Below are 13141 nucleotides of genomic sequence, written 5' to 3' on the forward strand. Positions count from 1 at the left end.
AGGCCGAATTTGAAGTCTTTTCTGAACGAAACCCCCTACTATCTGTGGTCAAGGTTCAGTTTTTAGCTTGGTTATCGCTTTTTCCATTGTAGCTTAAAGCCGTCCTCAAAGGACGGGGTTTTAACCCAAATTTTCGATAAACCACTCAATGCGATCGCTAATAACAAAGAGGGACTTAAAGGAACTCCGTACACCTGAGCGATAAAAAGAGCATTAAATCCCTGTAAAATTGCCGAACCATCGCGTTTTAGTACCGTTCCCAAGGGAATAGCGAAACTGGCGATATCTTCGGGTAAACCGTATTCTTGAATTTCCCGCAAAACCACGGGTAAAGCGGCGTTAGAACTAGCAGTACCGAAAGCTAACGATAAAGATTCCGATAAAGAGCTAAAAAAGCGTCGAGGTTCTCCTTTGAGGGCAAAAAGGAGCAAAACATACACCCCAATCATCAAGGTACTAGCCAAAAACAGACCAAAAACATAGAAAAAAAGTCTCGCCACTAATTCTAATCCTTGGGTGGCGATAACCGAAGCCATCAGAGCAAATACCCCCACAGGTGCTAGATAAAGAATCACCGATAGGATTCTCTCGCTGATTAGATAAAGACTGTCTATCAACAGAATAAAAGGTTTTGCCCCCTCTTTAGCCAGTCCGATGCCGATACTAAATAAAACTCCCGTCACGATTACCTGTAAAAGATTGCCCCCGGTAAGAGCTTCTAGGGGATTAACCGGGATCAAGCTAATCAGCCAATCTCTCAAGGATACGGGTGTATTGGTGGTCATGGCGGCATTAGTGGCAAATCCCTCTAAACCTATCCCCGGTTTTAATAGCAACGCCGTGGCCATGCCAATTAACAGAGCAAGTGTACTGGTTAGCAGATAGCCAGTCATCAATCTGAGTAAATATCTACCGATCCGCGCCGCATTCTGTACCCGGGTTAATCCTAAAATAAGGGAAGAAAAAACGATCGGAACCACCACAAATTGAATTAAACGCAGAAAAACCTGTCCCACCGGCGTGAGAATATAGTCATCTAAGGGTAGGATTAGCGCAGGAAAAAAACCATTGAGCAGCGCACCGAAAACAATTCCTGCACCGAGGGCGACTAAGATCAGGTTAGATAAATTCATGGCGTTAAGTTGAGAATTCCGAGACTAATTTGGGGCAGTATAGCACTAGGATAATCTTATCGAACCCTTCTGTCATTTCCAGTTTGACATCTGGTTAGTTCAATGATACTATAGAAAGCCATGGTTTTATGAACAACTCAAATCTATCATTAAGGCACTAATATTATGGCTGATGTTGTAAGAGAATTTGAAAAAAAACAACAGAAAAATATACTTAAAGAGGAATTATCCAAACAACAAACATCACAAATAAGATCAAACATTGAAAGAATAATATCCAGCTATAGACACACTTGGGATATTTACACAGAACTTTTGCAAAATAGTGCCGATGCCATTATAGAAAAATTTGGAGAAGACAAAATCGAGCAAGGTCGGATCGAGTTAGAAATAAATACGGAGCAAAGAGAAATCATCATCACAGATAACGGTATTGGTATAGAAGAATCAGAAATATCTAAGATTTTAGTTAATGGTAAATCTTTAAAAAGAGAGAAAAATACTGGAAAATTTGGATTTATGGGTTATGGATTTACCTTTGTTGCTTTTCAAAGTAATTTATTGAAAATTGAGAGTATCAAAGACGGGATAAAAGCATCAAGAACCTATAGAGATTTATATCACTTTATCTACTCTAAATCAGAATTGCCAAATTCAGAAGAAGAAGAAATTGGTCAGAAATGTCAATCAACTTCAGAAGAATCTCAAACAAAGATAACTGTTAAATTTCCTAAGGATTTTCCCAATGAAGTAGTAGAGGAAACACTATCAACAGCTTTTAATTTTGCCAAATGTGAAAAAACCATCGAGGCAATTTTGAGAACAAGGTCTGTGGTTGGAACCCTAGATAAAGTCTTCTCTTCAAAAGAGTATTTTCAATTTAGCCTTAAGGTAGATGGTCAGAAGTTTAAAATTAAAACTGGCTATTTAACTGTCAGGGAAATTGTTCGAGAAGTGGTTGGAATTGAGCAATCATTTTATGATAGACCAGACGAGTACGAAACTTTGATAAAATTAGGCGATGACAAGTTCTCCCAAACACAAAAAGAGGCTGCTTTTAAAGTCAATCTTCTAGACGAAAAAATAGATGAAATTGAATTTGGTTCTAAAAATCCTTTGTCCGCAAGAATTTTAATTTCTGCTACCAGTAAGAACTTTATCAATGACTTTAACAAAAGATTCAAAAATAAGGATGATAGTTCTTCTACTGACTTCGAGATAGAACACGGATGCTGGTTGGCAATCAATGGAATGCCTACGGGAATTTGCATAGATCCATTTGATGGCAGTAATTACTTTCCCTACACGGTTTTAGTAGATATAAAAGATAATTCAATTCGTACGGAGTTAGACTCAGGTAGAAAAGGAATTAGTCCTTATCGAATGAAACAGATATCGGATAAAGTATTTGAGATACTTAAAGACAGAAACTATATTAAATATCGTCGCTACATAGTTGAAGGAGATACTAGAACAAGAATTAGCGATCCTTTTTATATACCTTATGAAAAATTAAATGATAAATTGAAAGAAAAAAGATACTTTGAATCATCTTTAACTCAAAAGTATTTACCACCGCTAGAAGAGCAGGAGGTTCTCGGCCTTTTTATTGAAATTGTTGCTAAGAATCTTCTTAAAGGCTATGAATTAAAAATACTGTCAGGCTATCAAGTTTATGATGGTTTGTACTATTATAATTTAACAGAGTCTCAAGATATATATTATTCAAATGACAATCAACTAGGAATACATAAGAAAATTTTTACAACTTATGGAAGTAGTCTAAGAAAAGACATCTTGATAGAATTTAAGAAAAACTTACGAGATATTTATCCAGATATTAATAATAATAAAAAAGATGCTAATCATATTAATATATTAGTGTGTTGGGATATAGACTTTGAAAATAAGAATAAACTTCTAAAGGAAAAAGGCGATACATTAATGGAACGTGACGTTGAGACAAATATTTTTTATGGTGTTACACATCGTTTAATTGGAGCAGGAAGACAACAGGCATTGCCAATTATCGAACTTAAAAAGGTCTTAGAAATATTATTGAACTACACAGACAAGAATTTATAAGACAGTACAAACTTGAGAGAATCTTATCGAACCCTTCTGTCATTTTTTGCCAAAAAAGGGAGAGATGAGCCAATAAAAGCCCATCTCTTGGTAATTTATCGCTCTATTTTAGTGACAGCCAAGAAGACTTTACTTGTTACCATTACCCTGCATGGCTAAAACCGCATCACGCAGTTTATCTGGCACTTCTTGCAGGTGATCCTCATCCCACTGGAAGAAACCGACACCCATAGTCAAAGAACGCAATTCAACGATAAAATCGTGCATTTCCGCTTGGGGGAGATAGGCCGTTACCTGATCCCAACCTTTCCACTCCTCGGAAGCTTCAAAACCCTGAATTTGACCGCGTTTGCCACTGATTAACTGCAAAACCTTGGCGGTGTATTCTGAGGGAGCGAGAACCGTCACCGATAGAATTGGTTCTAATAAGACCGGATGACATTTAGGCAGTCCTTCCGTCATCGCTAGACGGGCCGCTTGTTTAAAAGCTTGTTCGGAACTATCGACACTGTGATAGGAACCATCGGTGAGAGTGACATCGATATCGACCACGGGGAAACCCAAAGGACCATGACCGAGATATTCCCGCACTCCCGTTTCCACCCCGGGGATATACTGTTTGGGGACGACACCACCGACAATGCTTTCATGGAAGTGGAAACCTTCCCCCCGGGCCAGGGGTTTAATATCGAGGTAAACATCGCCAAAAGCACCGTGACCGCCGGTTTGGTGTTTATAACGTCCGTGGGATTTGGTGCTGGTTTTGATCGTTTCCTTGTAGGGAACTTGGGGTAAATGGGTGGTCATCGGTAGATTATACTTGCGCGCCAGGCGATCGAGGGCCACTTGCAGATGAATTTCTCCCTGTCCCCAAAGAATCACTTCTTTAGTATCACCGTGTTGTTCCCAGTAGAGGGAAGGATCTTCTTCGATCAGTTTTGTCAAAGCTGAACTTAATTTCACTTCATCCTTGCGATTGACGGCGGCAATAGCCAAGGCAAAGACGGGTTTGAGTTGTAATCCTTTGGGAAGATCGGGTTTTTGACTGCCGCTGCTAACCACATCTCCGGTGGCGATTCCCTCCAAACGACCGAGAGCGACAATTTCCCCCGCTTGCGCTTGCTGTAAGGGTTGTTGTTGTTGTCCCATAAGACGATAGATACCACCAATCCGCACACCGTTCAAGGCCATGCCATCGCTAAGGGTTCCCTGCCAGACTCGCGCTAGGGAGAGGCGACCGCCCTGGGGAGTAAAATAGGTTTTGAGGATTTGTACCACCGCATCCCCATCCGCACTGGGATCGAGACCGCGACGGTTGGCAGTAATTGTCGGGGCCGGTGCTTCTTCCACTAAAGCGGTGAGGAGATGACGCACACCATAGTCCCGTTCCGCCATACCTAAGAACACGGGTACTATCTGATCGGCTCCCAGTTCTTGTTTTAAGTCTTGGAGAATTTCTTCCCGGGAGGGGTTAATATCTTCGAGGAGTTCTTCTAAAAGATGATCATCAAATTCGGCGATCGTTTCTAGCATTTCTTGTCGAGCAATCTGTTCTTCTTCCTTGAGGTGGTCGGGTAAAGGTACAGGATCGGCGGGACTGTTAGCATGGTAATGATAAGCCTGTTCGTTGATTAAATCGATAAATCCGATAATTTCGTTGTTCTGCCGGATAGGATATTGCTGGGGAACGAGGGGACGACTAGAAACGGATTTGAGAGCTTGTAGGACTTCGTTAAAGTGACTATTACAGCGATCCATCTTGTTGATGAAGATTAGATGCGGAATTTCCCAATCATCGAGGAATTTTAGCAAGGGAGCCAGGGTGAGAACTCGATCGACCACCGGTTCACAAACGATAATAGCAGCACCGGCCCCGACGAGGGCATTATAGGTTTCACTGGCAAATTCGATCGAACCGGGGCAATCGAGAAAGGTAAAATTTAGGTCTTGGTATTGACTATGGGCAACGGAAACTTCTACACTCATCTGTCGATCCCGCGCTTGCGTGGAACTATCACTGACGGTATTGCGATCGCTAATTTTGCCTTTTCTGGTGATGGCTCCTGTTACGAAAAGTAAACTTTCCAGTAAGGAGGTTTTTCCACTGGAGTAGGGGCCGACAAGGGCCACATTACGGGTGTTTGCTCCGATACTTTGATTCATACAGATACCCCCAACAATGATTTAGTGATTAGTTGTGGCGATGGGACGATATTTACACTCGATCGCCCTAGGAAATATACTGTCATAGCACTGAAAATTACTCTCAGGACGTAGTTAGAAGTGAAAGGCCTGTCTTGCCATAATTTTGCCCAGTGCTACAAGTGTATTCTTTCTTACTTTTCACCCTAACTCAGTCTCAAGCATTACATCCCATTCTCGCAATCTCTTGTAAAGTCTCGCCTACTTTTAGTTAAGGAAGTTAAATAAATGTGAACTAAGCTGTTGACTATCCACAGTCTTTCTCATCAACTGGATTCACAAAAACGAGAGGCAGCCTGATATAGTGAGAGGTCGGGATGATGTTTATCAAGCAATTTTTATGTTGAAAGCTGGAATCGTGGGACTGCCAAATGTGGGAAAATCCACCCTATTTAACGCTCTGGTGGCTAATGCCAAGGCCGAGGCCGCTAATTTTCCCTTTTGTACCATTGAACCGAATGTGGGTGTGGTATCCGTCCCCGATGAACGTCTGGAGGTTTTGGCTAAAATCTCTAATTCTGAGAAAATCGTGCCGACGCGGATCGAATTTGTCGATATCGCCGGATTAGTCAAGGGTGCGAGTCAGGGGGAAGGATTGGGTAATCAATTTTTGGCTAATATCCGGGAAGTGGACGCGATCGTTCATGTGGTGCGCTGTTTTGATAATGATGATATTATTCATGTTTCCGGTTCTGTGGATCCGGCCCGCGATATCGAGGTGATTAATCTAGAGTTAGCTCTAGCGGATTTGGGACAGGTGGAGAAGCGGGTGGAACGTTTACGCAAACAGGCGAAAAATAGCAAGGAAGCCGCCGAAGAATTGGCTATCCTTGAAAAAATCCTAATTTGTCTTAATGACGGTATTTCGGCGCGAAAAGTGGATTTAAGCAAAGAGGAAGAAGAGTTAATTAAAAATCTCGGTTTATTGAGTCGTAAACCGATTATTTATGCCGCTAATGTTAGCGAAGATGATCTGGCCACGGGTAATGATTGGGTAGAAAGTGTCCGTCAAATTGCCCAACAGGAACAGGCAAAAGTTGTGATCGTTTCTGCTCAAGTGGAATCGGAATTGGTGGAATTGTCGGAAGAAGAAAGAAAAGATTTTCTCGGTTCTTTAGGAGTAGAAGAAGGGGGATTAAAATCTTTAATTAAAGCTACCTACGAGTTATTAGGACTGCGTACCTATCTCACCACCGGTCCCCAAGAAACCCGCGCATGGACGATTATTTCTGGCATGAAAGCACCCCAGGCAGCTGGAGTTATTCACTCGGATTTTGAACGGGGTTTTATTCGTGCAGAAACCGTGTCTTATCAGGATTTAGTTAATAGTGGCACAATGAGCGCCGCTAAAGAAAAAGGTTTAGTCAGAAGTGAAGGCAAGGAATACATTGTTCAAGAAGGTGATGTTTTACTATTCCGTTTTAATGTATAGCTAAAAATAAATCAGGTGAGTGCCACCCACCTGATCAAAAGGCTAAACAATTTTACTAAAATAACACGAGAGCATGACTGAATTTATTCAGTCGTCCGCAATGTTTTGATATAATCCCTCAAGATTTCTGCCATAGAAAAGTCTTTTGATACTAAATCCAGTTATTAAAGACTGATTATCTATTGTATCTTTTGCCTTTTGCCTATCCTCATCAGTAGCCTATACTCAACGGATTTAGTATGACTTGGCATAATCTCTAAGCTTTTTTTACTCACTTTGGTTAACATTAAACTGAATTTTTTATCTCTTGACATACTCTAATTTATATTCTACAATCAGAGTATAGGAGCAAGTTATTGTTTAATCAAGATGGCGATGCTTTCTGTCCACTAAAAGACTGGTTTGTTAGGAATGCAGTCGAGGCTAAAAATAGTCTATCTATTCAACAACCCGCAAGGGGAAACGGTCAAATCAAGCGCAGTCAATGAAAGAGCAAGGATTGTTATTTTCCCAAGACAGCCTGTTACCTGAAAAACTCCCCCAAATTCAGGAATTACGGCCTTCTAACAATCTTGCAGCAGTTTTTGAAGAGTGCCATAATTATATTTACGCCAACGAAGGAATGCTCAAAGACAAGATTTTTCACGAGATGGTTAAACTAATCATCATCAAACTTCATGATGAAAAATCTGCCAAGCAATCTGTAAATTTTGGCGTTACAGCAAGTGAATATAAAGCCATCGTAGCCAATAAGTCCGATGAATTTATGTCGCGTCTCAGTCAATTATTTACCTCCATCAAGAATCATTATCGGGGATTTTTCACCGATGACACATTCAAGTTAAAACCTTTGACTCTTGCTTATATTGTAGGAAAGTTACAGTACATCAATTTAAGTAAAACATCTGGCGATATAAAAGGTGAAGCCTTTCAAACTTTTGTAAATAGACACCAGCGTGGAGATAGGGGAGAATTTTTTACCCCTCACCCAATTGTACGCCTTGCGGTTGAAATGATAGACCCCAAACCAAAAGAAAAAATTATCGACCCTGCTTGCGGAAGTGGTGGTTTCTTAATTCAAGCAATAAACCATGTTCGACAAAATAACCCAGAGTTCGATATAGCAACTTTTGTGCAAGAAAGTATTACGGGAATTGAATTTAATCCCGATGTCGCCCTTTCGGGAATGATTCGTTTAGTTTTTGAAGGTGGCACAGGTTCAGAAATTATCTGCACTAATGCGCTTATCGAAGATGAAAAATTAAATAACTCTTTTGATGTTATCTTGACAAATCCTCCTTTTGGAAATAAAGGCAAAGTAGAAGACCAGAAAATTCTTAAATCATATCTTCTTGCCCGGAAATGGCATAAATCAGCGTCCAATGGTTGGGAAGTTTCCCCAACCGTTTTAGCAGGTCAGTCGCCCGATATTTTATTTATTGAGAAATCTATAAAATTATTGCGTGCAGGTGGTCGCATGGCAATTGTTTTACCCGATGGTCTATTACAAAATATCTCTAATGGACTGATTCGCTATTGGTTGCGCTCCCAAACAAAAATATTAGGTGTTGTTTCCATACCGCCGGAAGCCTTTGTACCCTACGGCACTGGAATCAAGACATCACTTTTGGTAGTTCAAAAATTACCAGCAGACAATGATTCTTGTTTTATGGCACAAATCAAAAAAATAGGCTATGACGTTAAAGGACAAACAATATATAAGCGCAACGAGTCGGGAGTTATAGCCCGAACAAAATCAGGTTTGCCAATAGTTGACGATGATATAGATGATATTTCTCAATCTTTTAGGTCATTTATCAATGGCGAATTTGCACAAAACAGCGATTGTATTTATACAGTTAAGAATACCCTGCTCAATTCGAGACTGGATGCCGAACATTATTTACCCAATGACCAAAAATTATTAGAACATCTAAAATCTATTGGAGCGAAACCTTTAGGTGAAATTGCCGATATTTTGAGAGCTGCGGCTGATTTTCGTTTAGCTAGGGACAGTGAAATTAGATATATCGCTATCTCCGATGTTGATTATCGTACAATGCAAGTTGTTTCTCAACAAATAATCAAAGCACATGAAGCTCCATCTCGCGCAACATATAGATTGTACAAAGGTGATATTATTACAGCAATTTCAGGAGCAAGTACAGGAAGCTCACGTCAAGCAACAGCCCTAATCACGGAAGATGAAGACGGAGCAATTTGCTCAAATGGATTTTCGGTATTAAGAAATATTCAGGGAGTCGAGCCTTTGTTTTTATTAGTATATATGCGAACAGACTTTTTTTTGCGCCAGATTAAAAGGTACATGACAGGTCATGCGATTCCTACTATTTTAGTGGATGATTTGTCAAAAGTTTTAGTGCCTATTCCACCCAAATCTGAACAGCAGAGAATAGCAAAAAGTATGGCTGAAATTCAAGCAATTAGAAAAGAAGCATTAAAAGCAAGTGAGAATGTTGTTAACGAAATGAGTCTTTTACTTGGCCAATTTGAGTAAGGCAAAAAGCAGGTTAAGCCTAGAACAAGTCTTAATACTAAATCCGGTTATTAAAAACTGATTATCTATTCACCCTTTTGCCTGTCCTGATATGTAGCCTATACTCAACGGATTTAGATGAACGTAGGTTGGGTTGAAGCATGAAACCCAACGCTAAATCTGGTTATTAAAAACTGATTATTTATTCACCCTTTTGTCTGTCCTGATATGTAGCCTATACTCAACGAATGAAGAATGTAAAGATTTATTAAATTGTATCTTTTAATACAGTTCAGGGGGGGTAAATGTGTATCCTCTTACTGTCCTCATTTTGTCTTGGGTTCGGCTGTTGCTTGACCAGGCCGCAAGGAAGACGATAGTTGCATCCAGTCACCCGTTTGTTCAATCAAGATGATTAAAAACCGATTAATTCCTACCCTAGCTTTAGCTGGCGCAACTTCTCTCGCTGCTATGCTCACTCCTGTCGCAGCAACGGCCGTTACTTTTACTGTTAACCGCAGTTGGAGTGAATCAGGTAATAACGCTTCTTTAGTGGGAACCGTAGATGTGCCAGTAGGCAGCTATACTATCCAGAATGGTACTCCTAATCCCTTTACCAACGTTAACCTTATCCTGACAGTTAATGGTAATCCTTTTCCTGTTTTAAATGCTGCGGACACTTCTAACATTTCGGGAACAGGGCAATTTTTGGTTAATGCCACATCTTCAACGTTAACTTTTAATACAGCTAATGCTAATGGGAGTAACCCAGCTGATTTAGCGTTTGTGAACTCGTCCACGGGTTTCGGTGGTCCATTTTATGTAATTGGTACTGATGGTAATCCTGGTTTTGAAATCGCCATCAATACATCCCCAAATGTTGCTGCTTCAGTAGCTTTATCCGTAACTTTTGGGACAGTACAACAAGTACAACAAGTACCTGAACCCGCCTCCCTCTTTGGTCTTGGAGTCCTTAGCACTCTCGGCGCAGCTTCAACCCTCAAGCGCAAACTAAAGCCATCCCAATCCATCGAAAAAGAAACCACAAAAGTTGGCTAAATTGCTCATTAAAAATACAATAAATGCCCCTTCAATTAGCCAGTTGAGGGGGGGTTATTTTTAGTCCATGTTTCTATTCATTGATTTTTTTGATCCAATGGCAACTTTTACATCAATATTGTCAAATTGAATGAGTATGGTGATTTTGTGCTACAATAGAGGTCTGTTAAAAGTAAAAAAACAATCAATTAAGTAGGTAGGCGTTAAAAATTATCAGACACCCCCCTTATCAAGGGGGGCAGGGGGGATCGAATCTAAAATCGATTTTTAATTTAATTATAACCAGCTACTTACCATGAATAGCAAGACAGAAATCACTATTCAAGTTCCTTTAGAAATTGCTAGATATTACGCTAAAATTAAACCCAATGACCGAGCGAAAATAGAAAACAAATTAACTGAAACTATTCAATTAGAATTAGAAAAATATCGTCAAAAAGCAGCGGCGAGATTATCAATAATTATGGATCAAGCTACTGATGAAGCAGAAGCTAACGGATTCACTCCAGATATTTTAGCCTCTATTTTAGAACAAATTGAGAGTTAATCACACTATTAAAAACGGATTAGGTGTAGGGCTAATTCCGGAATTAGCCCTACAATAGGCGTTGTCAAATTGAAAGATGCTCCGAATCAGCCTGGAACTGAAATTACTTTGATAGCAAGGATTGCATGGCATCTTTCCTATTCTGATCTGACAACGCCGATAAATCAACAGGGATTCTCAATTCGCTTGGGAAATGTGCGTCACCAGAGCCGCCGATTGTAGGATGGGGGTAGTGGTGACGGAATCCGTCGCTAGGGTAAAGAGAGGATTGGAAAGGATACCAGCTAGGGAAGTCGCCACTAGGGAGAGGACAATACCCACCTGTAGGGGACGCATCCCGGTAAGAGTCCAATTGATAGCGGGGTAATTTTTCACCGCATCGGACATCTCTTGGGGTTCCTTGACCACCATCATTTTGACCACACGGATATAGTAGTAAATCGAGGCCACACTGGTGACTAAACCCACGAGGACGAGGGCATAAAGTCCCGCTTGCCAACCGGCCCAGAATAGATAAATCTTGCCAAAGAAGCCCGCTAGAGGCGGAATTCCCCCTAAAGAAAGCAGACAGATGCTTAAACAGAGGGTTAGGAGCGGATCCTTCTGGTAGAGTCCCGAATACTCAGCGATCTGATCGGTTCCAGTTCTGAGAGCAAAGAGAATCACACAGGCAAAAGCTCCTAGGTTCATGAACAGGTAAATTAACAGATAGAAAATCATGCTAGAGTAACCCGCGTCAGTACCGGCGGTTAAACCAATCATGACAAAACCCGCCTGACCGATCGAGGAATAGGCTAACATCCGTTTCATGCTAGTTTGGGCCAAGGCAACCACGTTGCCGAGGATCATGCTCAAAATTGCTAGGGCGATGAAGATAAACCGCCATTGTTCGCTGACTAGACCGAAAACCGTCACTAATAGGCGAATTGCTAGGGCAAAACCCGCCGCTTTCGAACCCACCGAGAGGAAAGCGACCACGGGAGTGGGTGAACCTTCGTACACATCAGGAGTCCACTGGTGAAAGGGAACCGCCGAAATTTTGAAGGCGATACCGGCAATCACAAAAACTAATGATATCGCCAAGGCCAGGGACTGACCACCGTTAACAGCGGTTAATTTTTGAGCAATGGCGCTTAAACTGGTTTCACCTCCAGATAAACCGTAGAGAAGGGAAACACCATAGAGGAAAATCGCCGAACTAGAAGCTCCAATTAACAGGTATTTTAAAGCGGCCTCGTTCGATCGAGGATCCCGCTTCATGTAACCGGTCATTAGATAGGAGGAAATACTGAGCATTTCTAGGGAGATGAAGATCATCACCAATTCACTAGCGCCAGATAGGAACATTCCTCCGAGAGTTGCGGTGAGCATAATGGCCAGGAATTCCGCTAGGGAAGTTCCCGCTTGTTCCACATAACGGACAGACATCAGCACTGTGGAGGCGGTAGAAAGAGCAATAATCGCCCTAAAGACGATACTGAGATTATCACCCTCAAAAGCCCCTAAAAAGGCTACTGGTTTCGGATTATCCCAGGCAAAATAGAGAGCAACCACAGCAGCGAGCAGACCAGCGATCGCAACGTAGGGCAGCCAACTTCTGGCACTCCGTCCCACGATTAAATCGCCGATTAAAATCACCATCAGGGTAATAATCAGGATTCCTTCAGGCCAGATAGCACCGGCGTTTAGCTGACTGGCAACAAGACTAGAAAAATCCATATTGATTGAGGTTAAAGGAATTTGAAGTTAAAAAAGGCTTAATACAAGCTTAGGGCATTTCATCAGTGATTCAGTGATCAGTTATCAGTTATCAGTGATCAGATGTGAGTTTTCAGTTCACCGATCGCCGCTATCGAGTTAAAATATCTAAAAAACCTGATAAATTTGATATAATCTTAGCTTTTATGGGTATTTTAGTTGTCTATTGTCTTTTTTATCCTCCTGTCTCGGAGTCTCGGAGTCTCCTCAGCTAAATGAAAATCTTTGATTTTTGCCGCCGAGCTAATTTCTGATGGTGACAAGTTGTCACCGAGATGTATCCACGTTAACAGGGAAAAAGTGAAAACTCAGGAAATCATGACATAGACTGGCATCGTTAGTTGTCAATGAAGGATTCTGGTAAAATCAGGCTAGGGGAAACACCCGGAAAATCAGTTGTTTGTGAGCCATCCGCTTGATTTTGTTGT

8 protein-coding genes are annotated in these 13141 nt (G+C 41.1%); 5 read left to right on the plus strand and 3 right to left on the minus strand.

Annotated elements, in window-relative coordinates; genetic code table 11:
• Positions 1–71 precede the first annotated feature (71 nt).
• A complete protein-coding gene (locus tag IM322_RS09850) occupies positions 72–1133 on the minus strand; it encodes a dicarboxylate/amino acid:cation symporter (protein ID WP_287673749.1) in 1062 nt (353 codons plus the stop codon).
• Positions 1134–1298: 165 nt separating this feature from the next.
• Between IM322_RS09850 and IM322_RS09855 the strand changes: the two genes are divergently transcribed.
• Entirely contained in the window at positions 1299–3218 is a 1920-nt protein-coding gene (locus IM322_RS09855) for an ATP-binding protein (RefSeq protein ID WP_287673753.1), read from the plus strand.
• A gap of 129 nt (positions 3219–3347) precedes the next feature.
• Here the strand turns inward: IM322_RS09855 and IM322_RS09860 are convergent, their stop codons facing one another.
• Complete coding sequence (locus IM322_RS09860) at positions 3348–5381, minus strand: elongation factor G (protein WP_287673759.1); 2034 nt, start codon at positions 5379–5381, stop codon at positions 3348–3350.
• A 379-nt stretch (positions 5382–5760) separates the two neighbouring features.
• Between IM322_RS09860 and ychF the strand changes: the two genes are divergently transcribed.
• From ychF to IM322_RS09880, 4 genes are all read left to right on the plus strand, one after another.
• Positions 5761–6852 (plus strand): redox-regulated ATPase YchF, encoded by a 1092-nt coding sequence (gene ychF, locus IM322_RS09865; RefSeq protein ID WP_286826198.1) that lies wholly within the window; start codon positions 5761–5763, stop codon positions 6850–6852.
• A gap of 484 nt (positions 6853–7336) precedes the next feature.
• Entirely contained in the window at positions 7337–9370 is a 2034-nt protein-coding gene (locus IM322_RS09870; protein ID WP_287673764.1) for an N-6 DNA methylase, read from the plus strand.
• A gap of 390 nt (positions 9371–9760) precedes the next feature.
• Positions 9761–10408, plus strand: a complete 648-nt coding sequence (locus tag IM322_RS09875) for a PEP-CTERM sorting domain-containing protein (protein WP_287673766.1) — start codon at positions 9761–9763, stop codon at positions 10406–10408.
• A gap of 295 nt (positions 10409–10703) precedes the next feature.
• Positions 10704–10955 carry a hypothetical protein gene (locus IM322_RS09880; RefSeq protein WP_287673773.1) on the plus strand — a complete coding sequence of 84 codons (252 nt, stop codon included), beginning with the start codon at positions 10704–10706 and terminating at the stop codon, positions 10953–10955.
• Positions 10956–11132: 177 nt separating this feature from the next.
• Here IM322_RS09880 and IM322_RS09885 read toward each other — a convergent pair whose 3' ends face one another.
• Entirely contained in the window at positions 11133–12674 is a 1542-nt protein-coding gene (locus IM322_RS09885; protein ID WP_287673778.1) for an NAD(P)H-quinone oxidoreductase subunit N, read from the minus strand.
• Positions 12675–13141 lie beyond the last annotated feature (467 nt).

This window comes from Microcystis sp. M109S1, from assembly GCF_020247025.1.
Lineage (GTDB): Bacteria > Cyanobacteriota > Cyanobacteriia > Cyanobacteriales > Microcystaceae > Microcystis.